At 70.7% G+C, this 22,724-nt stretch carries 15 protein-coding genes and 1 pseudogene; 11 read left to right on the top strand and 5 right to left on the bottom strand.

Translation table 11 applies throughout. The features are described 5' to 3' along the window. The first annotated feature begins 1 nt into the window (after position 1). Positions 2–1,036 (top strand): nucleotide disphospho-sugar-binding domain-containing protein, encoded by a 1,035-nt coding sequence (locus ADY01_RS03120; RefSeq protein WP_053170447.1) that lies wholly within the window; start codon positions 2–4, stop codon positions 1,034–1,036. After that, positions 1,033–1,623, top strand: a pseudogene (locus ADY01_RS03115) (sugar phosphate nucleotidyltransferase); the annotation flags it as partial. The gene ADY01_RS03120 and the pseudogene ADY01_RS03115, both read left to right, overlap by 4 nt. Positions 1,624–2,001: 378 nt before the next feature. Here ADY01_RS03115 and ADY01_RS03110 read toward each other — a convergent pair. Beyond that, positions 2,002–3,531 (bottom strand): helix-turn-helix domain-containing protein, encoded by a 1,530-nt coding sequence (locus tag ADY01_RS03110; RefSeq protein ID WP_049565039.1) that lies wholly within the window; start codon positions 3,529–3,531, stop codon positions 2,002–2,004. 362 nt (positions 3,532–3,893) lie between these two features. On the opposite strand from ADY01_RS03110, the gene acnA reads away from it, so the two are divergent. The 9 genes from acnA (at position 3,894) to dxs (ending at position 17,183) form a co-directional block, all read left to right on the top strand. Next, positions 3,894–6,614, top strand: coding sequence for an aconitate hydratase AcnA (acnA, locus tag ADY01_RS03105; protein ID WP_049565037.1), 2,721 nt, complete (start codon positions 3,894–3,896; stop codon positions 6,612–6,614). A gap of 263 nt (positions 6,615–6,877) precedes the next feature. Beyond that, the gene (ngcE, locus tag ADY01_RS03100) at positions 6,878–8,296 is read left to right on the top strand and encodes an N-acetylglucosamine/diacetylchitobiose ABC transporter substrate-binding protein (RefSeq protein ID WP_049565035.1); all 1,419 of its coding nucleotides are present in this window, start codon (positions 6,878–6,880) and stop codon (positions 8,294–8,296) included. Positions 8,297–8,317: 21 nt separating this feature from the next. Further along, positions 8,318–9,343 carry a carbohydrate ABC transporter permease gene (locus ADY01_RS03095; protein WP_078899949.1) on the top strand — a complete coding sequence of 342 codons (1,026 nt, stop codon included), beginning with the start codon at positions 8,318–8,320 and terminating at the stop codon, positions 9,341–9,343. A gap of 25 nt (positions 9,344–9,368) precedes the next feature. Beyond that, positions 9,369–10,232 carry a carbohydrate ABC transporter permease gene (locus tag ADY01_RS03090; RefSeq protein ID WP_049565032.1) on the top strand — a complete coding sequence of 288 codons (864 nt, stop codon included), beginning with the start codon at positions 9,369–9,371 and terminating at the stop codon, positions 10,230–10,232. A gap of 157 nt (positions 10,233–10,389) precedes the next feature. Beyond that, on the top strand, positions 10,390–11,574 hold the full coding sequence (locus ADY01_RS03085; protein ID WP_049565029.1) for an ROK family transcriptional regulator: 1,185 nt from the start codon (positions 10,390–10,392) through the stop codon (positions 11,572–11,574). A 242-nt stretch (positions 11,575–11,816) separates the two neighbouring features. After that, entirely contained in the window at positions 11,817–12,917 is a 1,101-nt protein-coding gene (locus tag ADY01_RS03080; protein ID WP_049565026.1) for a substrate-binding domain-containing protein, read from the top strand. An 80-nt stretch (positions 12,918–12,997) separates the two neighbouring features. Beyond that, positions 12,998–13,831 (top strand): ATP-binding cassette domain-containing protein, encoded by an 834-nt coding sequence (locus tag ADY01_RS03075; RefSeq protein ID WP_049565024.1) that lies wholly within the window; start codon positions 12,998–13,000, stop codon positions 13,829–13,831. Beyond that, a complete protein-coding gene (locus ADY01_RS03070; RefSeq protein WP_049565021.1) occupies positions 13,828–15,123 on the top strand; it encodes a sugar ABC transporter permease in 1,296 nt (431 codons plus the stop codon). Before ADY01_RS03075 ends, ADY01_RS03070 begins: the two co-directional genes overlap by 4 nt. A 146-nt stretch (positions 15,124–15,269) precedes the next feature. After that, a complete protein-coding gene (gene dxs, locus ADY01_RS03065) occupies positions 15,270–17,183 on the top strand; it encodes a 1-deoxy-D-xylulose-5-phosphate synthase (protein WP_049565018.1) in 1,914 nt (637 codons plus the stop codon). 46 nt (positions 17,184–17,229) lie between these two features. On the opposite strand, the gene ADY01_RS03060 is transcribed toward dxs, so the two are convergent. The 4 genes from ADY01_RS03060 to ADY01_RS03045 all read right to left on the bottom strand — a co-directional run bounded on the left by ADY01_RS03060 (position 17,230) and on the right by ADY01_RS03045 (position 22,570). After that, a complete protein-coding gene (locus ADY01_RS03060) occupies positions 17,230–17,640 on the bottom strand; it encodes a VOC family protein (RefSeq protein WP_049565016.1) in 411 nt (136 codons plus the stop codon). Positions 17,641–17,825: 185 nt separating this feature from the next. Then, the gene (locus ADY01_RS03055) at positions 17,826–19,955 is read right to left on the bottom strand and encodes a 3-hydroxyacyl-CoA dehydrogenase NAD-binding domain-containing protein (protein WP_049565014.1); all 2,130 of its coding nucleotides are present in this window, start codon (positions 19,953–19,955) and stop codon (positions 17,826–17,828) included. A gap of 49 nt (positions 19,956–20,004) precedes the next feature. Beyond that, positions 20,005–21,219: a thiolase family protein gene (locus ADY01_RS03050; protein ID WP_049565012.1), complete on the bottom strand. Its 1,215-nt coding sequence runs from the start codon at positions 21,217–21,219 to the stop codon at positions 20,005–20,007. Positions 21,220–21,307: 88 nt separating this feature from the next. Next, on the bottom strand, positions 21,308–22,570 hold the full coding sequence (locus ADY01_RS03045) for an HRDC domain-containing protein (protein WP_049565010.1): 1,263 nt from the start codon (positions 22,568–22,570) through the stop codon (positions 21,308–21,310). Positions 22,571–22,724 lie beyond the last annotated feature (154 nt).

Below are 22,724 nucleotides of genomic sequence, written 5' to 3'. Positions count from 1 at the left end.
GGTGCCCGTCACGGGCGGGACCATGCGGCAGTTCATGTTCATCGACCGCGACGGCCGCACGCTCGGCCCGCCGGAGGACCCGGAGGAACGGCTCTTCTTCAACGGCCGGGGCTTCGGCCGGCTGGCCGCCGCCGGCCTGCCAGGTCTGCGCGCCCTCGCCGCCGACCGGCCCCCGGACCTGGTCGTCGGCGGCTCCCTCTGCTACGCGGCGCCGCTGCTCGCCGCGCGGCTGGGCGTACCGTTCGTCCGGCACACCTGGGACCTGGGCGAGCCGCCCGGGATCGACCGAGGCGCCGAGGCCGAGCTCGCACCCGAGCTGAAGGCGCTGGGTCTGAGCGGGATCCCCGGGACCGACCTGTGGGTCGACATCTGCCCGCCGAGCCTGCGCGCCACCTCGGAAGGGCCGCGGGCGGACATGCGGTTCATCCCGTACAACGAGCAACGCGCGCTTGAGCCATGGATGTACCGCCGCGGCGAGCGCCCGCGCGTGTGTGTGACGGCCGGCAGCAGGGTGTCCCAGGACGAGGACATCGCCTATCTGAGGGAACTCGTCGACGGCATCGGCGGCCTGGGCGTGGAACTGGCCGTCGCCGCCCCACGGGCGGTCGCCGAGCGGCTGCGGGCCGCCGAACCCGGGATCCGGGCGGGATGGCTGCCCCTGGACATCCTGCTCACCACCTGCGACCTGATCGTGCATCACGGCGGCGGCCAGACCGCGCTCACCGCGCTCAACGCGGGTGTCCCCCAGCTGCTGATCCCGAACATCCCCAGGATGATCCCGCCGTGCGACCGCATCTCCGACTACGGCGCGGCGATCACCCTGTCGACGGGCGAGCAGAATCCGGAGCGGCTCACCCAAGCCGCCGAGGAGCTGCTGTCCACGCCGTCCTACCGGGATCGCGCCCGCTCGATCCGGGCGGAGATCGCCGCACAGTCCGCACCCACCGAGGTCCTTTACCTGCTGGAGGACCTGGTGGGCAGGCATGCCCGGCCCCCGGCCGGACTCGATTCAGAACGGTATGGCGTAGGCCCATGAAGGCTCTCGTTCTCTCCGGCGGCGCCGGTACCCGGCTCCGGCCGATTACCCATACCTCGGCGAAGCAGTTGGTGCCGGTGGCGAACAAGCCGGTGCTCTTCTACGGTCTGGAGGCGATCGCCGACGCCGGAATCACCGAAGTCGGCATCATCGTGGGGGACACCGCGGCGGAGATCCGCGAGGCGGTCGGCGCCGGTGCGAAGCACGGGTTGAACGTCACCTACATACCGCAGGAGACCCCGCTGGGCCTGGCCCACGCGGTGCTGATCGCCCGTGAGTTCCTCGGCGACGACGACTTCGTGATGTACCTCGGGGACAACTTCATCGTCGGCGGTATCACCGGGCTGGTCGAGACGTTCCGCGCCGACCGGCCGGACGCACAGATCCTGCTCACCCAGGTACCGGACCCCACGGCCTTCGGCGTCGCCGAACTCGGCCCCGGGGGACGGGTGATCGGGCTGGAGGAGAAGCCGGCGCGGCCCAAGAGCGACCTGGCGCTGGTGGGCGTCTACCTGTTCACCCCGGCCGTCCACGAGGCGGTGCACGCCATCGCGCCCTCGTGGCGCGGCGAGCTGGAGATCACCCACCGTCCACCCCCTCGACCCACGCTCGCCATCGACTGGTCGGGCATCGACTCCCCGCTGCTCTCCGAACGGGACGCCTCGGCACCCACGCTCGCGGAGGCACTGGAGGCGCGCATCCTCCCCAGGCTCGCCAGGGACCCCGCGGAACGTTCCTCGGCGGGAGCGGAACAGGGCGGCCCTCGGTGACGCGGACGGCCGGGCCCGCCCCTCGTCCGATCGGCGCCAGGGGCACCCAGCGGGCCTCGGGGAGGCCGTCGAAGCCGACCACGCTGACGTCCTCGGAGACCCGCAGCCCCGCTCCGGTCAGTCCCGCAGACGCCGCCGCGGCCCGGCCGGCTCGGCGTTTCCGCCGGCCGGAGGGGCTGCGACGGCCGGGGTGGATCAGATGTTGCGGAAGGTCTCGATCTGCGCGCCCACGGAGTTGAGCCGCTCGGCCAGATCCTCGTAGCCGCGGTTGATGACGTACACGTTCCGCAGGACCGAGGTGCCCTCGGCCGCCATCATCGCCAGCAGCACGACCACCGCGGGGCGCAGCGCCGGCGGGCACATCATCTCCGCCGCGCGCCAGCGCGTCGGCCCCTCGACCAGCACCCGGTGCGGGTCGAGCAACTGGAGACGCCCGCCGAGGCGGTTGAGATCGGTCAGATAGATGGCCCGGTTGTCGTAGACCCAGTCGTGGATGAGCGTCGAGCCGTGCGCCGAGGCCGCGATCGCCGCGAAGAACGGCGCGTTGTCGATGTTCAGACCGGGGAACGGCATCGGGTGGATCTTGTCCATCGGCGCCTCCAGCTTGGAGGGCCTGACGGTGAGGTCCGCCAGCCGGGTGCGGCCGTTGTCCGCCGGGTACTCCGCGCCCAGGTCGTGATCCAGGCCCATGCCCTCCAGCACGGCCAGCTCGATCTCCAGGAACTCCAACGGCACGCGCCTGATGGTCAGCTGGGACTCGGTGACGACCGCCGCGGCGATCAGGCTCATCGCTTCCACCGGGTCCTCGGAGGGCGAGTAGTCCACGTCCCGGTCGATCTCCGGCACGCCGTGCACGGTGAGCGTCGTGGTGCCCACGCCCTCGACCCGCACGCCCAGCTGTTCCAGGAAGAAGCACAGGTCCTGGACCATGTAGTTGGACGAGGCGTTGCGGATGACGGTCACGCCGTCGTGCCGGGCGGCGGCGAGCAGCGCGTTCTCCGTGACGGTGTCCCCGCGCTCGGTCAGCACGATGGGCCGCTGGGGCGTCACCTGCCGGTTGACCGTGGCGTGGTACATGCCCTCGGTCGCCGTGACCTCCAGGCCGAACCGCCGCAACGCCGCCATGTGCGGCTCGACGGTCCGCGTGCCGAGGTCGCAGCCGCCCGCGTAGGGGATCTTGAACTGATCCGTCCGGTGCAGCAGCGGACCCATGAACATGATGATGCTGCGCGTGCGCCGCGCCGCCTCCAGATCGATGGAGTTCAGGTCGAGCTCGGCGGGCGTGGTGATCTCCAGGTCCGCCCCCTCGTTGATCCAGCGGCTGCGGACGCCGATCGAGCTGAGGACTTCCAGGATGCGGAAGACCTCCTCGATCCTGGCGACCCGTCGCAGGACGGTACGCCCCGAGTTGAGCAGGGTGGCGCAGAGCAGGGCGACGCAGGCGTTCTTGCTCGTCTTGACGTCGATACTGCCGTGCAACCGCCGGCCGCCGACCACGCGCAGGTGCATCGGCCCCGCGTAACCCAGCGAAACGATCTCGCTGTCCAGGGCCTCACCGATGCGGGCGATCATCTCAAGGCTGATGTTCTGATTCCCCCGCTCGATGCGATTGACCGCGCTCTGGCTGGTCCCGAGTGCTTCCGCGAGCTGGACCTGGGTCCAGCCACGATGTTGACGTGCGTCCCGAATGAGCTGTCCGATCCGGGCGAGGTAGTCGTCGATCATGTGACCGAGCTTATCTCACATATGAGATGACGCCTGACTGGTGCGGCCATTCGGGTGGTGACACGCCGGTGTGTCGGCGTGTCGCGATCCGGCATCCGGGGGCCCCGGCGTCACCCCACCCCGTACGCCCGGCCGGGGGAGCCCGCGGTGGCGGCCCGCTCGAAGCGCCACCTCGCTCGCCGCGCCGGTCGTCGAGACCGCGCCCCGCGCCTGCCCCGCGCCTGCCCCGCTTCGGCAGCCGCGCCACCGGGACACAACACCCCCCGCCCGTTCGCTCATCCGCCGACCGGATGCGTTAGGGTTATCTCGACATCGAGATATCTGACGAGTACGCGCGAAAGCTTGTGGTGAAGGAGACAGTCGTGTCGGCGAACAGCTTCGACGCCCGCAGCACGTTGCGGGTGGGCGACGAGTCCTACGAGATCTTCCGGCTGGACAAGGTGGAGGGCTCGCGCCGCCTGCCCTTCAGTCTGAAGGTCCTTCTGGAGAACCTGCTGCGGACCGAGGACGGCGCGAACATCACCGCCGACCACATCCGGGCGCTCGGCGGCTGGGACGCGAGCGCCCAGCCGAGCCGGGAGATCCAGTTCACGCCGGCGCGCGTCATCATGCAGGACTTCACCGGCGTGCCCTGCGTGGTGGACCTCGCCACCATGCGCGAGGCGGTCAAGGAGCTCGGCGGCGACGCCTCCAAGGTCAACCCGCTGGCCCCCGCCGAGTTGGTCATCGACCACTCCGTCATCGCCGACAAGTTCGGCACCCCGCAGGCGTTCCAGCAGAACGTGGAGCTGGAGTACGGGCGCAACCGCGAGCGGTACCAGTTCCTGCGGTGGGGCCAGAGCGCGTTCGACGAGTTCAAGGTGGTGCCGCCCGGCACCGGGATCGTGCACCAGGTCAACATCGAGCACCTGGCCCGCACCGTCATGGTCAGGAACGGTCAGGCGTACCCGGACACCCTGGTCGGCACCGACTCGCACACCACCATGGTCAACGGCCTGGGCGTGCTGGGCTGGGGCGTGGGCGGCATCGAGGCGGAGGCGGCCATGCTCGGCCAGCCGGTCTCCATGCTCATCCCCCGCGTCGTCGGCTTCAAGCTCACCGGCGAGCTGCCCACCGGCACCACCGCCACCGACCTGGTGCTGACCATCACCGAGATGCTGCGCAGGCACGGCGTGGTGGGGAAGTTCGTGGAGTTCTACGGCGAGGGCGTGGCCGCCGTGCCGCTGGCCAACCGCGCCACCATCGGGAACATGTCGCCCGAGTTCGGCTCGACCGCCGCGATCTTCCCGATCGACGCGGAGACGATCTCCTACCTGCGCCTGACCGGACGTGACGAGCAGCAGCTCGCCCTGGTCGAGGCGTACACCAAGGAGCAGGGCCTCTGGCACGACCCGGCGCGCGAGCCGGAGTACTCCGAGTACCTGGAGCTCGACCTGTCGAGCGTCGTGCCCTCGATCGCCGGGCCCAAGCGCCCCCAGGACCGCATCGCGCTCACCGACGCCAAGCGGAAGTTCAGCGAGGACGTCCGCGCCTACGTGCAGGACAACGACGTCGACGAGGCGGGCAAGGAGTCCTTCCCGGCCTCCGACGCCCCGGCCGTCAGCAACGGGGTGCCCAGCCACCCGGTCACCGTCACGGACGCGGACGGCACCACGTTCGAGCTGGACCACGGCGCGGTCACCGTCGCCGCCATCACCTCCTGCACCAACACCTCCAACCCCTCCGTCATGGTGGGCGCGGCGCTGCTGGCCAAGAAGGCGGTCGAGCGCGGCCTGACCCGCAAGCCCTGGGTCAAGACCACGCTGGCGCCCGGCTCCAAGGTCGTCATGGACTACTACGACCGCGCCGGCCTCACCCCCTACCTGGACAAGCTCGGCTTCAACCTGGTCGGCTACGGCTGCACCACCTGCATCGGCAACTCGGGACCGCTGCCCGAGGAGATCTCCCAGGCGGTGAACGACAACGACCTCGCCGTCGTCTCCGTCCTCTCCGGCAACCGGAACTTCGAGGGCCGCATCAACCCCGACGTCAAGATGAACTACCTGGCGTCCCCGCCCCTCGTCGTCGCCTACGCCATCGCCGGGTCCATGAAGGTGGACATCACCGCCGAGCCGCTGGGCGCCGACCAGGACGGCAAGCCGGTCTACCTGCGCGACATCTGGCCCACCGAGCAGGAGATCGAGCAGGTCGTCGCCTCGGCCATCGGCCAGGAGATGTTCGGCCAGAGCTACGCGGACGTCTTCGCGGGCGACGCCCAGTGGAACGCGCTGTCCATCCCGTCCGGTTCGACCTTCGAGTGGGACCCGGAGTCCACCTACGTGCGCAAGCCCCCCTACTTCGAGGGCATGACGCAGGACCCGGAGCCGGTCACCGACATCGAGGGCGCCCGGGTGCTCGCCAAGCTCGGCGACTCGGTCACCACCGACCACATCTCCCCGGCCGGCGCCATCAAGGCCGACACCCCGGCGGGCCGCTATCTCACCGAACACGGCGTCGAGCGCCGGGACTTCAACTCCTACGGCTCCCGCCGCGGCAACCACGAGGTGATGATCCGGGGCACGTTCGCCAACATCCGGCTGCGCAACCAGATCGCGCCGGGGACCGAGGGCGGCTACACCCGCGACTTCACCCAGGACGACGCGCCGGTGGCGTTCATCTACGACGCCTCCGAGCGCTACCAGGCCGCTGGCATCCCGCTGGTCGTCCTGGCGGGCAAGGAGTACGGCTCGGGCTCCTCGCGCGACTGGGCCGCCAAGGGCACCGCGCTGCTGGGCGTGCGTGCCGTGATCGCCGAGTCCTACGAGCGCATCCACCGCTCGAACCTCATCGGCATGGGCGTGCTGCCGCTCCAGTACCCGGCCGGGCAGACCGCCGCGTCGTTCGCGCTCACCGGCGAGGAGACGTTCACGTTCACCGGCGTCACCGCGCTCAACGAGGGCGGCATCCCGGAGACGGTCAAGGTCACCACCGACAGCGGCGTGGAGTTCGACGCGACCGTGCGGATCGACACCCCCGGCGAGGCGGACTACTACCGCAACGGCGGGATCATGCAGTACGTCCTGCGCTCGCTGCTCCGCGCCTGAACGACGCGCCCCGGCCCGCGCGTCCCTCGCTTCGCGCGCGCCCCCCGCGCGCCCGACGCTCCGTCGGTTCACACCTCCGCCCCGGGTACCACCCCCGGGGCGGAGGTGTCCGCGTGTGCCGAGTGTGACGCGCAGATATCAACTCGGAAAAGCCTGTTCGCGTTTCGGCTCGTGATCTTCCCCGCCAACGGCAAGTGGACTATACCTGTCGGGGATCCGGCGGCCATCACCCGCCCGCATCCCCAGAAGGCGAGGACGCGCACATGCATTCCGGTCCGTACGTCAACCGCCGTACCCTCATGAGGAGATCCGCGGCCGCGGGCCTCCTCACCATCCCGGCCGTCGGCGCGCTCTCCGCCTGCGCCAGCGGCGGCGGTGACGAAGAGGAGGCCGAGCGCGGCGAGTCCACCGACTCCAACCCGTTCGGCGTGAACCCCGACACGGAGCTCGAAGTCGTCATCTTCGACGGCGGGTTCGGCGACCAGTACGCCCTGGACGCCGAGGCGATCTACAGCGGCAGCTACGGCGCGGTCGAGCACTCCAAGACCCAGGAGATCCAATCGCGCCTCCAGCCCCGCATGGTGCAGGGCGACCCGCCGGACATCATCAACAACTCCGGCGCGGAGGAGATGGACATCGCCGCGCTGATCCGCAACGACCAGGCCCACGACCTGACCGAGCTGCTGGACGCGCCCTCGCTCGACGACCCCTCCCTGACGGTCCGTGAGACACTGCGGCCCGGCGTCATCGAGATGGGCCAGTTCGGCAGCGAGTCGATGTGGCAGCTCAACTACGCCTACACCGTCTACGGCCAGTGGTACTCGAAGACCGCGCTCGCCCGGCTCGATGCCGAGTACCCGCGCACCTGGGACGAGATGATCGCGGTCTGCGAGAAGGCCAAGCAGCAGGGGATGGCGGGCTGGACCTACGCCGGCCAGTACCCCTACTACTTCAACTTCACGCTGTACCCGTTCATCGGCAAGATCGGCGGCGCCGAGGTCCTGCGCGCCATAGACAACCTGGAGCCCAACGCCTGGCGCCACGAGGCCGTTCGCGCCGCCTTCGAGGCGTACCACGAGTTGGTGGCGCGCGGTTACGTCCTCCAGGGCAGCCCGGGGCTCACCCACGAGGAGTCCCAGGACGAGTGGAACCAGTACAACGCCCTGTTCATCCCCAACGGCTCCTGGGTGGAGAACGAGGCGCGGCGCAACACCCCGGAGGACTTCGACATGGCGGTGGGCCCGCCCACCAGCCTGGACTCCTCCGACGCCATGCCGTTCGAGACCATCTGGGCCAGCGGCAGCGAGCCGTTCCTCGTCCCGTCCCAGGCGAACAACGTGCCGGGCGGCCTGGAGTTCCTGCGCATCATGCTCGGCCGTGAGTCCGCGCGGAACTTCACCTCCCTCGTCGCCTCGCTCACCTGCGTCCAGGGCGCCTCCGACGACATGGACCTGCCGCCCGGCCTCACCAGCGCCTCCGAGACGCTCGCCGCCGCCGGCGACAACCTCCTCATCCCCCGGCTGCCCGACTGGTACCAGCAGCTCAACAACGAGGAGATCGGCGGCGTCATCGCGGCGATGATGGCCGGCGACATCGAGCCGGACGAGGCCATCAACCGCTGCCAGGACGCGGCGGACGCCACGGCGCAGGACGACTCGATCCAGAAGTTCCAGCACGTCTGACCGGGGGAGGGGAGGGGCGGTATGGAAGCCCAGACCGAGCGGAGGGGCACAAGCCCGCCCGCGGCCACGAAACTGCTGCTCGCGGCGGCGTTCTTCCTGCCGCCCCGGTTCACCCCGGAGCGGGTGCGATACGACCGGCGTTACCGGAAGCTGGACCAGTACCGATTCATATCCTGGTTCCTCTCCGTTCCCCTGCTGGTCTATCTGCTCTTCGTCGTCTCGCCCTTTGTGCAGGCGTTCTTCTATTCGATGACCGACTGGTCGGGGAACAGCGCCTCGTACAACTTCACGGGGTTCGACAACTACGAACGCCTGTGGAACGACGACAAGTTCCGCGAGGCACTGGGCAACAGCCTGCTGCTGCTCGTTCTCGCGCCCGCGATCACGCTCGCGCTGGGCCTGTTCTTCGCCTTCATGTTGAACGCGGGGGGCCGGAAGCGGCGGAACCAGACCGTCGCGGGGGTCTTCGGGTCCAGCTTCTACAAGGTGGTCTATTTCTTCCCGCAGGTGCTGTCCATCGCGATCATCGCCGTCATCTGGGCGCGGGTCTACAGCCCGCGCAGCGGCGTGCTCAACGAGGGGCTCGGTGCCGTCGGCCTCGACTCCTGGCGCCAGGAGGACTGGCTCGGCGGCGAGTTGGCCCGCTGGTGCATCCTCTTCGTGCTCTGCTGGTCGTTCGTCGGCTTCTACGTGGTGCTGTTCTCGGCCGCGATGAGCTCGATCCCCCGGGAGATCTACGAGGCGTCCCTGCTGGACGGCGCGGGGAGGACCACCACGTTCTTCCGGATCACCTTCCCGCTCACCTGGGACACCGTCAGGACCGGCTGGATCTACATGGGGATCCAGGCCCTGGACGCATTCGCGCTGGTGAACATCATGGTCCCGGAGCACGGCATGAACGTGGTGCCGAGCTATCTGTACGAGAAGGCCATCCGGGACGCGCAGGCCGGCTATGCCACCGCCATCGGCGTCGTCCTCTTCTTCGTGACCCTGGTCTTCGCGGTGCTCGCGATGCGCATCGGCCGCCGGGACCGGATCGAGTTCTAGCACGCATCACTGGGAGTCATTTCGCATGAGCGAACAGAAGCGCACCACGGCCGGCGAGCGGACCGGCGGCGTGCTCAACGTCTTCGCCCACTCCTTCCTGGTGCTGTGGGTGGTCATGGCCGCGGGGCCCGTGGTCTGGGTGGTCCTCTCCAGCTTCCGGCCCCACAGCGAGCTGGTCTCCGACCCGTTCGGCCTGCCCACCAGCCTGGAGTGGGACAACTTCACCAACGCCTGGACCAGCGCCGACATCGGCCAGTACACGCTCAACTCGCTGATCATCCTGGCCGGTTCACTGACCGGGACGATGCTGCTGGGCTCCATGGCCGCCTACGTCCTGGCCCGTTTCAGCTTCCGCGGCAACCGGCTGATCCACACGCTCTTCGTGGGCGGCATGATGTTCCCGATCTTCCTCGCCCTGGTTCCGCTGTTCTTCATCCTGAACAATTTCGGGCTGCTGAACACCCGGCAGGGACTGATCATCGTCTACATCGCCTATTCGCTGCCGTTCACCACGTTCTTCCTGGTCGCCTTCTTCCGAACGCTGCCGGGCGCCGTCCAGGAGGCGGCGACGCTGGACGGCGCCTCGCACACCAGGACGTTCTTCCAGATCATGATGCCGATGGCGCAGCCCGGCCTCATCAGCATCGGGATCTTCAACTTCCTCGGCCAGTGGAACCAGTTCGTCCTGCCCCGGGTGCTCAACGTCGGCTCGCCCGACGACGCGGTGCTGCCCCAGGGCCTGGCCGCCCTCATGGTGCAGCAGGGGTACGAGGGGGACTGGGGCGCCCTGTACGCGGGGGTGACCATGGCGATGCTCCCCGTGCTGGTGGTCTATGTGACCTTCCAGCGCCAGGTCCAGTCGGGGCTCACGGCGGGCGCGGTGAGGTAAGCCGGCGCACCTCTGGCGGGTGCAAGCGGTTTCCCCACTGTTCTCCCCCACCAGCGTTCAAGTTCATATAGTGGGCCCGGCGCCGTCTCCTACCGCTGTCGGCGCCGTCGGCAGGCCCGTCGAGGCGCCCGCCGGCGATGCGGAAGTGGAGTGAACCGTGGAGACTCCGGGGTCGCAGTCCTCACTGCACCGGGCCAATCTTGAGCGCGTGGTGCGGGCCGTGCGCGCCGCCGGGTCGCTGACCCAGGCGGACATCGCCCGGTCCACGGGGCTGTCCGCGGCCACCGTGTCCAACATCGTTCGGGAGTTGAAAGAGCTGGGCACGGTCGAGGTGCGCACCACCTCGGCCGGCGGCCGGCGCGCCCGCAGCGTCTCGCTCTCCAGCGACGCGGGCATCGTCGTGGGCGTCGACTTCGGCCACTCCCACCTGCGCGTCGCCGTGGGGAACCTGGCGCACCAGGTGCTCGCCGAGGAGGCCGAGCCGTTCGACGTGGACGCCTCGGCCGACCAGGGCTTCGACCGCGCCGAGAAGCTCGTCGGCCGCCTGCTGTCGGTGGCCGGGGTGGACCGGGCCAAGATCATAGGCATCGGCCTCGGCGTGCCGGGGCCGATCGACGTGGAGACCGGGGCGCTGGGCTCCACGGCCATACTGCCGGGCTGGCGCGGGACCAATCCGCGCGAGGAGCTGGCCGCGAGGACCGGGGTCAGGGTCCATGTGGACAACGACGCGAACCTGGGGGCGCTGGGCGAGTTCGTCTGGGGCAGCGGGCGCGGCTCGGGGGACCTGGCGTACATCAAGGTGGCCAGCGGGGTCGGCGCGGGCCTGGTGATCAACGGACAGATCTACCGGGGCCCGGGGGGCACCGCGGGCGAGATCGGGCACATCACCCTGGACGAGTCGGGCCCGGTCTGCCGCTGCGGCAACCGCGGCTGCCTGGAGACGTTCACCGCGGCCCGCCACGTGCTGCCGCTGCTGCTGGCCAGCCATGGCCCGGACCTGACCATGCACCGCGTGGTGCAGCTCGCCCGCGAGGGCGACCCGGGCTGCCGCCGGGTGATCGCCGACATCGGCCGCCACATCGGCACCGGAGTCGCCCAGCTGTGCAATCTGCTGAACCCCAGCCGGGTGGTCCTGGGCGGCGACCTCGCGGAGGCGGGCGAGATCGCGCTCGCGCCGATCCGCGAGTCGGTCGGCCGCTACGCCATCCCCAGCGCCGCCCGCCAGCTCTCCCTGGTCCCCGGCGCCCTCGGCGGCCGGGCCGAGGTGCTGGGCGCGCTGGCCCTGGTGCTGCGGGAGATGGGCGACGGGATGCTGCTCGGACCGGTCCGCGCCACCCTGTGATCATCAAGAAGTGAACGCACAGAACGGAAAGTAATCCGCCACATCCCAACATGAGCGGGCCCTTTTCTCCCTGCCGAAAACGTTTCAGGGGTGCGTGGCTTCAATGCTTCGCTTCAGGCGTAAGAGAAGGTCTCGATTTGGTTGAACTTGGATTTATGTATTGACGCCAAGAAGCGAGCGGAGTTAGCTCTCAGCCGACCCACGGCCGCGAAGCGGCGCCCAACCGGGAGGCAAACTCAACTATGCGCAAAAAACTGCGACTTGTCGCCATGGGAGCTACGTCCATAGCTCTCACGGTTGCCCTCGCCGCCTGTGGCGAAGCCGGCGGCGGTGACGAGAACGAGGAAGAGGGGAACGCCGACGCCAGCGGCACCATCGGCCTGCTGCTGCCGGACGATGTCACCACGCGGTACGAGACGTTCGACCGTCCGTTCATCGAGTCCAAGGTCGAAGAGCTCTGCCCGGACTGCGACGTCCAGTACTCCAACGCGGGCAACGACACCAACGCCCAGCGGCAGCAGTTCGACGCGCTGCTCACCCAGGGCGTGGACGTGATCATCCTGGACGCGGTGGACTCCAAGGCCACCGGCGACTGGGTGGCCGACGCCGCGGCCGAGGGCGTGCCCGTCCTCGCCTACGACCGGCTGGCCGAGGGCCCCGTCGAGGCGTACATCTCCTACGACAACCAGCGCGTGGGCGAGCTCCAGGGCCAGACCCTCCTCGACTCCCTGGGCGAGAACGCCGAGGGCTCCCGCGTCGTCATGATCAACGGGGCGCCCACCGACCCCAACGCCGCCGACTTCAAGAGCGGCGCCCACTCCGTCCTCGACGGCACCGCCGAGATCGTCTTCGAGCAGGACGTCGAGGAGTGGGACGGCGCGATCGCCAACGAGCAGATGACCGGCGCCATCGACTCCCTGGGCACCGACGGGTTCGACGGCGTCTACGTCGCCAACGACGGCATGGCCGCGGGCGTCGTCACCGCCCTGAACGCGGCCGGCATCTCCGGGATCCCGGTCGGCGGCCAGGACGCCGAGCTCGCGGGCCTCCAGCGCATCGTGAGCGGCGAGCAGACCTTCACGATCTACAAGGCGCTGCGCCCGCAGGCCGAGCTGGCCGGAGAGGTCGCCGTCCGCCTCCTGCGCGGCGAGGACTTCGCCGACCTGACGCCGGACAGCGTCGACAGCCCGACCGACGAGGGCATCCCCAGCACCCTGCTCGACCCGGTCGCCGTCACCGTCGACAACATCGCGGACACGGTCGTCGCCGACGAGGCGTACACCGTCGAGGACATCTGCACCGCCGACTACGCCGAGGCGTGTCAGGAAGCCGGCCTCAGCTGATCCGCGCGACGCCACCACCCCCGGGGCCGTCCTCGCCCATCGCGGACGGCCCCGGGGCAAACCCATGCAAGGAGGTTCAGTTGACCGCCTCACCCGTTCTTTCGCTGAGCGGGGTCTCCAAGCGGTTCGGCGCCGTCCAGGCGCTCACCGACGTCGATCTGGAGATCCGCCCCGGCGAGGTCACCGCCCTGGTGGGCGACAACGGAGCCGGGAAGTCGACCCTCGTCAAGACCATCGCGGGGGTCCACCCCATCGATTCCGGCCAGATCTCCTGGAAGGGCGACCCGGTCAGGATCAACCGCCCGCACGACGCCCAGGAGCTCGGCATCGCGACCGTCTACCAGGACCTCGCCCTGTGCGACAACCTGGACGTCGTCGCCAACCTCTACCTCGGCAACGAGATCCGCAGCCGCGGCGTGCTCGACCCCGTCACCATGGAGCGCCGCGCCCGCGACCTGCTGGACACGCTCTCCATCCGCATCCCCAGCGTCCGCATCCCGGTGGCCTCGCTCTCCGGCGGCCAGCGCCAGGTCGTGGCCATCGCCCGCGCCCTGATCGGCTCCCCCGAGGTGGTCATCCTCGACGAGCCGACCGCGGCGCTCGGCGTCGAGCAGACCGCGCAGGTCCTCGACCTGGTCGAACGCCTGCGGGAGCGCGGCCTCGGCGTGATCCTCATCAGCCACAACATGGCCGACGTCCAGGCCGTCGCCGACCGCGTCGCCGTGCTGCGCCTCGGCCGCAACAACGGCGTCTTCCCGGTCGCCACCACCTCGGGCGAGAAGATCATCGCCGCCATCACGGGCGCGGCCGACAACGCCGTCGCCCGCCGAAGGCGCCGCACGGTCCCCGCCCCCACCACCCCGGAAGAAGCCGACAGCACGTCGCAGGACAGCACACCGGAGGAGGCATCATGAGCGACACCGGCACCGACTCCGCCACCGGAACGGACTCCGGCACCGACGCCCCGCCCGCGGCGCCGGGCGCCGAACTCGCCCCCGATCCCCGCCTCCTCGTCCGCGAACGCGGCCTGGCCGGCTACCTGGAGGACTTCAGGCGCCGGATCCGCGGCGGCGAACTGGGCTCGATCCCGGTGGTCATCGGCCTGATCATCATCGCGATCGTCTTCGAGGCCCAGACCGGCACGTTCCTCACCCCGAGGAACCTCTCCAACATCTCCATCTACATCGCCGGCCCCGGCATCATGGCCGTCGGCATCGTCCTGGTCCTGCTCCTGGGCGAGATCGACCTGTCCATCGGCTCGGTGGCGGGACTCTCCGCCGCGATCTGGGCCGTGCTCACCGTCAGCCATGGCGTCGACGACGTCCTCGCGATCCTTCTGGCCCTCCTCGCGGGCGCGGCCGTCGGCACCATCCACGGCGTGTTCTTCGCCAAGGTCGGCGTCCCCGCGTTCGTCGTCACCCTCGCCGGATTCCTCGGCTGGAGCGGCGTCCAGATCTGGGTGATGGGCGAGGAAGGCACCATCAACATCCCCCGCGACAGCTGGGTGCGGGACTTCGGCGACTTCTACTTCAGCGACATCGCCGCCGCCTACTCGCTGGCCGCGATCCTCACCGCCGGATACGTCCTCACCCTGTGGCGCGGCGAACGCCGCCGCGCCGCCGCGAAGCTGACCAGCCGCCCCCTGAGCGAGATCCTCGTCCGCGGCGCCCTGGTCGCCATCGCCTCGTTCGTCACGGCCTACACCCTGAACCAGCACCGCGGCCTGCCGCTGGCCCTGGTCCTCTTCCTGGCCGTGCTGCTGCTCGCCGACTTCATGGTCCGCCGCACCACCTACGGGCGGCAGATCTTCGCCGTCGGCGGCAACGCGGAGGCCGCCCGGCGGGCCGGCATCAACGTCGAACGGGTCCGTCTCACGGTCTTCACCATCGCCGGCGCGCTGGCCGCGTTCGGCGGTCTGTTCTTCGCCGCGCAGAGCGGCGGCGCCTCCAAGAGCCTGGGCTCGGGCAACCTGCTGATGAACGTCATCGCCGCCGCCGTCATCGGCGGAACGAGCCTCTTCGGCGGGCGCGGCTGGATCTGGTCGGCGCTGCTCGGAACGCTGGTGATCCAGTCGATCACGTCGGGGCTGAACCTGATGAACATGTCCGCGGAGATCCAGTACATGATCACGGGTGCCGTCCTTCTGATTGCCGTCGTTCTCGACTCGGTCTCCCGGCGAACCCAACGAACCGCAGGACGAACATGATCGATCACGGACCGGCCCGAGCTGCGTCACGCGGCTCGGGCCGTCGCCCCTGGTGACGTATCTCGGTTCCCGAGACTCCGGCCGTTTCATGGGGAACACTAAACTCATCGAACAGCCGCCCTGAGCCCCGAACGCAAGGAGAAACGGTGCCTCTGCTCACCCGTATCCAGCGACCGCGCGATCTCGACCGGCTCACTCCTGACCAACTGCCGGAACTGGCCCAGGAAATCCGCGCCTTCCTCATCGACGCGGTCGCCAGGACCGGGGGCCACCTCGGGCCGAACCTCGGCGTCGTCGAGCTGACGATCGCCCTGCACCGGGTCTTCGACTCGCCGTCCGACCGGATCCTGTGGGACACCGGGCACCAGGCGTATGTCCACAAGCTGCTCACCGGGCGCAGCGACTTCTCCGAGCTCCGCGCGAGAAACGGCCTCTCCGGCTACCCCTCGCGCGCCGAGTCCGAGCACGACGTCATCGAGAACAGCCACGCCTCGACGGTCCTCGGCTGGGCCGACGGTCTCGCCAAGGCCAACCAGCTCCGCGGCGTGGACGACCATGTGGTGGCCGTCACGGGCGACGGCGCCCTCACCGGCGGCATGGCCTGGGAGGCCATGAACAACATCGCGGCCGGCAAGGACCGCCCGCTGGTCATCGTCGTCAACGACAACGAGCGCTCCTACTCGCCGACCATCGGCGGCCTGGCCAACCACCTGGCCACCCTGCGCACCACCGACGGCTACGAGCGGTTCCTCGCGCGCGGCAAGCAGATGCTCAGCCGCACGCCCGTCGTCGGCCGCCCGATCTACGACACCCTGCACGGCGCCAAGAAGGGCCTCAAGGACGTCATCGCCCCCCAGGGCATGTTCGAGGACCTCGGCCTGAAGTACGTCGGCCCCATCGACGGCCACGACATCGCCGCCCTGGAATCCGCGCTCCAGCGCGCCAAGCGCTTCGGCGGCCCCGTCATCGTGCACTGCCTGACCGAGAAGGGCCGCGGCTACCAGCCCGCCCGCGAGGACGAGGCCGACCAGTTCCACTCGGTGGGCGTCATCCACCCCGACACCGGCCTGCCCGTCTCCGAGTCCCGCGCCGACTGGACCTCCGTCTTCGGCGAGGAGATCCTCAAGCTCGGCCGCGAGCGCGAGGACATCGTCGCCATCACCGCCGCCATGCTCCGCCCCGTCGGACTCCGGGCCTTCGCCGAGGAGTTCCCCGACCGGGTCTACGACGTGGGCATCGCCGAGCAGCACGGCGCCGTCTCCGCGGCCGGTCTCGCCACCGGCGGCCTCCACCCGGTCTTCGCCGTCTACGCCACCTTCCTCAACCGCGCCTTCGACCAACTGCTCATGGACGTCGCCCTCCACCGCTGCGGCGTGACGTTCGTGCTGGACCGCGCGGGCGTGACGGGCCCCGACGGCGCCTCCCACCACGGCATGTGGGACATGTCCATCCTCCAGTGCGTCCCCGGCCTGCGGCTCGCCGCGCCCCGCGACGCCGACCAGCTCCGCGCCCAGCTGCGCGAGGCGGTCGAGGTGGAGGACGCCCCCACCGTGGTGCGGTACTCCAAGGGCAAGGTCGGTGTCAACGTCCCCGCCGTCGGCACCGTCGGCGGCATGGACGTCCTGCGCAGGGCGGACGCCGACCGCCCCGACGTGCTGCTGGTCTCCGTGGGCGCCCTGGCCCCCATGTGCCTGGAGGCGGCCGAGCTGCTCGACCGCCAGGGCATCACCACCACCGTGATCGACCCCCGCTGGGTCAAGCCCGTCGACCCCGCGCTCCCGGCCCTGGCCGCGGACCACAAGGTCGTCGTCACCGTGGAGGACAACAGCCGCGCCGGGGGCGTCGGCTCCACGATCGCCCAGGCCCTCCGCGACGCCGACGTGGACGTGCCGCTGCGCGACTTCGGCATCCCGGCCCGCTTCCTCCCCCACGGCACCCGCGAGGAGGTGCTGGCCGAGGTCGGCCTGACGGCCCCCGCCATCGCGCGCCAGGTCACCGGGCTCGTGGCGCGGATCGACGGCCGCTACGACGCCGCCGCGGCCCACCTCGGCAGCGACTGACCACGGAGGGCGGCGGCCGGCGGCCTCGCCGGCCGGCCGCCCGCCCTCAGCCCTGCTGCTGGGCGGCGGCGACATCCATCCACATGATCTCCCACTGGTGGCCGTCGGGGTCCTGGAAGCTGCGGCCGTACATGAACCCGTGGTCCTGCGTCTCCATGGAGGCCGACCCCCCGGAGGCCAGGGCCCGGTCCACCAGCTCGTCCACCTGCTCGCGGCTGTCGGCGCTCAGCGCGAGGATCGTCTCGGTGCTGGTGGACGCGTCCGCGATCTCCTTCTTGGTGAACGTCTTGAAGAACGGCTCGACCAGCAGCATCGCGTAGATGGTGTCGCTGATCACCAGGCAGCCGGCGTTCTCGTCGGTGAACTGGGCGTCGAAGGAGTACCCGAGCTTGGTGAAGAAGTCCTTGGAACGGTCCAGGTCCTTCACCGGAAGGTTCACGAAGATCTTGGTGGACATGGTGGCCTCGTCTCAATCGATGGGCGCCGCCCGGCCCTTGCCGGTCAGTCGTTCATGGAGACCACCCGCCCGAGCCGAACTCATCGCTCCCCGGAGGGAAATTTCCCGGGGCGCGCCCCAACGAGGCGTGGCGCCCGGCCCGCCGGAGTGCGGGCCGGGCGCCACGCGCCCGGGTGAGCCGTTCCTCACTCGGGGACGCTCGCCGCCCCCAGGGGCAGGAAGCGGCGGCCCAGCACCCGCTGGGAGATCCCCTCGCGGTCCAGGTAGGGGGTGATGCCGCCCAGGTGGAACGGCCATCCCGCGCCGGTGATCAGGCAGAGGTCGACGTCCTGCGCCTCGGCGACCACGCCCTCGTCCAGCATCAGGCCGATCTCCTCGGCGATCGCGTCGAGCGCCCGCGCCCGCACCTGCTCCTCGGAGAGCACGGTCGAACCGACCTCGAACAGCGCCGCCACCTCGGGATCGAGCTCCGGCTTGCCCGAGTCGTGCAGGTACAGGGTGCGCTTGCCCGCCTCGACCACCCGGCTCAGGTTCTCCGAGACATGGAACCGGTCGGGGAACGCCCCGCTCAGCGTGCCCGCCACATGGTGCGCCACCGCCGGGCCGACCAGGTCGAGCAGCACGATCGGTGACATCGGCAGCCCCAGCGGCGCCAGCGCCCGGTCCGCCACCTCGACCGGCGTCCCCTCGTCGATGGAGCCCAGCACCTCGCCCATGAACCGGGTCAGCACCCGGTTCACCACGAACGCCGGCGCGTCCTTCACCAGCACGGCGGACTTCCGCAGCTTCTTGGCCACCGCGAACGCCGTGGCCAGCGCCGCGTCATCGGTCTCCGCGGCCCGCACGACCTCCAGCAGCGGCAGCACCGCCACCGGGTTGAAGAAGTGGAAACCGACGACCCGTTCGGGATGCCGCAGCCCCGACGCCATCTCGGTCACCGACAGGGACGAGGTGTTGGTGGCCAGGATCGCGTGCTCGGGCACCACGTCCTCCAGCTCGCCGAACACCTGCCGCTTGACGCCCATCTCCTCGAAGACGGCCTCGATGACGAAGTCGGCGTCCCCGAACGCCGCGGCCCGATCCAGCGACCCGGTCACCGCCGCCTTCAGCCGGTTCGCCGCGTCCTGCCCGATCCTGCCCTTGAGCAGCAGGAAGTCGATCTGCTCGTGCACCCAGCGCACGCCCGCCTCGACGCGTTCCCGGTCGATGTCGGTGAGCACCACCGGCACCTCCAGGCGGCGGACGAACAGCAGCGCGAGCTGCGAGGCCATGAGGCCCGCGCCCACGATGCCCACCTTGGTCACCGGCCGCGCCAGCCCCTTGTCCGGCGCGCCCACCGGCCGCTTGGCCCGGCGCTGCACCAGGTTGAACGCGTAGATGCCGCTGCGCAGCTCGTCGCCCATGATGAGATCGGCCAGCGCCCGGTCCTCGGCTTCGAAGCCGGCCCGCAGATCGCCGTTGCGCGCGTCGGCGATGATGTCCAGCGCCCGGTACGCGGCGGGCGCGGCGCCGTGGACCTTCTCGTCCGCGAGGGAACGCCCCCTGGCCACCGCCCGGTCCCAGGCTTCTCCCCGGTCCGGGGGCTGCCGGATCACCTCGATCTCGCCCCGCAGCACCGCCGCGGCCCACCGCAGGGACTGCTCCAGGAAGTCGGCGGCCTCGAAGATGGCGTCCGCGATGCCCAGCTCGTAGACCTGGGGGCCCTTGAGCATCCGGTTCTGGCTGAGGGCGTTCTCGATGATGACCGTGACCGCGCGATCGGCGCCGATCAGGTTCGGCAGCAGGGTGCAGCCGCCCCACCCCGGCACCAGGCCGAGGAAGACCTCGGGCAGCGCGAAGGCGCCGACCGACTCCGACACCGTGCGGTAGGTGCAGTGCAGGCCCACCTCGACGCCGCCGCCCATCGCCGCGCCGTTGTAGAAGGCGAAGGTGGGGACGGAGAGACCGGCCAGCCTCTTGAACACCTGGTGCCCGCCGAGGCCGATCCCGAGGGCGTCCTCGCGCTCCCTCAGCACCTCGACGCCCTTGAGGTCGGCCCCCACGGCGAAGATGAACGGCTTGCCCGTCAGCCCGGCCCCGACGATCTCCCCGGCGTCGGCCTCGGCCGCCACCTGGTCGAGGGCCTCGTCCAGACGGGCCAGCGAACGCGGCCCGAACGTGGTCGGCTTCGTGTGGTCGAACCCGTTGTCCAGGGTGATGAGCGCGAACCGCCCCGCCCCCTCCGGGAGATCCAGGTGCCGCACCCGGGCCTCGGTGACCACCTCGTCGGGAAACCCCTCGGCGGCCTTCAGCAACAGCTCTCCGGTCGCGCTCACCGCGTCCCCCCGTTCGTCGTCCGCGGCTGGGCAGCCGCGCGTGCGTCGCTCACTTCTCGCCTTCCCAGTGCGGGTTCTCCCAGACGACCGTCGCGCCCATGCCGAAGCCCACGCACATGGCGGTCAGGCCGTACCTGACGTGCGGGTGGTCCTCGAACTGCCGGGCGAGCTGCGTCATCAGCCGGACCCCCGAGGAGGCCAGCGGGTGACCGTAGGCGATCGCGCCGCCGTACTGGTTGACGCGGGGGTCGTCGTCCGCGATCCCGTAGTGGTCGAGGAACGCCAGCACCTGGACGGCGAACGCCTCGTTGATCTCCAGCAGGCCCATGTCCCCGATCGTCAGGCCGGCCTTGGCCAGCGCCTTCTCCGTGGACGGCACCGGGCCGAAGCCCATCACCTCGGGCTCGACGCCGGCGAACGCGTAGGACACCAGCCGCATCTTCACGGGCAGTCCCAGCTCGCGCGCCACGTCCTCCGCCGCGATGACCGACGCGGTCGCCCCGTCGTTGAGGCCCGCCGAGTTCCCCGCGGTGACGCGCCCGTGCGGCCGGAACGGGGTCTTCAGGCCCGCGAGCCCCTCCACCGTCGTGCCGGGGCGCATCGGCTCGTCCGCCGTGGCCAGGCCCCAGCCCGCCTCGCCCTCGCCGCCGGTGCGCCGCACCGCGACCGGCACCAGATCCGGCTGGATCCGCGCGTCCGCGTACGCCTTGGCGGCCTTCTCCTGGCTACGCACCGCGTAGGCGTCGGCCCGCTCCCTGGTCAGGTGCGGGAAGCGGTCGTGCAGGTTCTCCGCCGTCATCCCCATGAACAGCGCGGACTCGTCCACCAGCTTCTCGGCGACGAACCGAGGGTTGGGATCGACCCCCTCGCCCATCGGGTGGCGGCCCATGTGCTCGACCCCGCCCGCGATGGCGATGTCCGCCGCGCCGAACGCGACGGCGCCCGCCGTGGTCGTCACCGCCGTCAACGCCCCCGCGCACATGCGGTCGATGGAATAGCCGGGAACGCTCTTGGGCAGCCCGGCGAGCAGGGCCGCCGTGCGGCCGAGGGTCAGTCCCTGGTCGCCGATCTGCGTGGTGGCCGCCACGGCCACGTCATCCACGCGCTCGGGCGGCAGCTGCGGATTGCGGCGCAGCAGCTCCCTGATGCACTTGATGACCAGGTCGTCGGCGCGGGTCTCGTGATAGATCCCCTTCGGCCCCGCCTTGCCGAACGGGGTGCGGACGCCGTCAACGAAGACGACCTCCCTGACGGTACGCGGCACGATGGCTTCTCCTCCACGCCGAGATGATGTGGTCCACCGCCCATGCTACCCGCCGGTAACACTCTGGCAAGGGGCGCCGTCCGCCGCCCTACGCGTCGTTCGCGAGCGCGTGCGACAGCAGGTCCGCCGTCTGCGTGATCTGCCACTCCCGCGCGCCGAGGCCGCGCAACGCGTCGGCGACCGCTCCGGGCCCGGCCTCGGTCGGCGGCTCCCAGCACAACCGCCGCACGACATCGGGGGCCAGCAGGTTCTCCTGGGGGAGGTTCAGCTCCTCGGCCTGCGCCGTCACCGAGGTCCTGGCCGCGGACAGCCGGGCCGCGGCGGCCGGGTCCTTCTCCGCCCAGGCGCGCGGCGGCGGGGGGCCGCTCGCGGGCTGTCCCGGCTGGGGCAGCTCGGCCTCGGACAGCGCCTTCGCCCGGTCGACGGCCGCCTGCCAGTGCTGGAGCTGGCGGCGCCCCATCCGGTGCCCGAAGCCGCTCAGGCCGGCCAGGGCGCGCGTGTCCGCGGGCATCGCCTGCGCCGCGGCGATGATGGCCGCGTCCGAGAGCACCTTGCCGGGGGAGAGGTCGCGCCGCTGGGCCACCTGGTCGCGGGTCGTCCACAGCTCCCTGACCACGGCGAGCTGACGTCTCCGGCGCACCTTGTGCACCCCGGAGGTGCGGCGCCACGGATCCTTCCTCGGCGGCGCGGGGGGAGCGGCCACGATCGCGGCGAACTCCTCCAGCGCCCACGCGAGCTTGCCCTGCCGCCGCAGCTCGTCCTCCAGGGCGTCGCGCAGATCGACCAGCAGCTCCACGTCCAGCGCCGCGTACCGCAGCCAGGGGTCGGGCAGCGGACGGTTCGACCAGTCCACCGCGGAGTGACCTTTCTCCAGGCTGAAGCCGAGCACCGTCTCCACCATCACGCCGAGCCCGACCCGGGCGAAGCCGGCGAGGCGGCCGGCCAGCTCGGTGTCGAACAGCCGGGTCGGCACCAGACCTATGTCCCGCAGGCAGGGAAGGTCCTGCGTGGCCGCGTGCAGCACCCATTCCGCGGGGGCCAGCTCCCGGCCGAGGCCGGAGAGATCGGGGCAGGCCACCGGGTCGATCAGGGCCGTGCCCGCGCCCTCCCTGCGCAGCTGGACCAGGTAGGCGCGCTGCCCGTACCGGTACCCGGAGGCGCGCTCGGCGTCCACGGCGACCGGGCCGTGCCCGCCCGCGAAGGCGGCGACGACGGCCTCGAGCGCCTCGATGTCCGCGGTGACCGGGGGCACGCCCTCGCGCGGAGCCAGCAGGGGGACCGGCGCCGGACCCGACGGCTCTGACGTGGCGAGTCCGGTGGTTGCTTCGGCTGTTTGCTGGGCGTCGGTCACCTGTCAAGGGTAACTGTTGGGCTCACACATGTGACCTGGGGTGATGCCGGGGTTACGCGCTCCGCCCGGATCGGGACGTCAGGAACCCCCGGCGCCTGGTCGAGGACGAGGTGCCGGGGGCTCCTGACGTCCCGATCCGGGCGGAGCGCGTAAC

Origin of the sequence: Streptomyces sp. SBT349, from assembly GCF_001083795.1 — a bacterium.
Taxonomy (GTDB): domain Bacteria; phylum Actinomycetota; class Actinomycetes; order Streptomycetales; family Streptomycetaceae; genus Streptomyces.
This window is presented reverse-complemented; position numbering and strand designations above follow the sequence as displayed.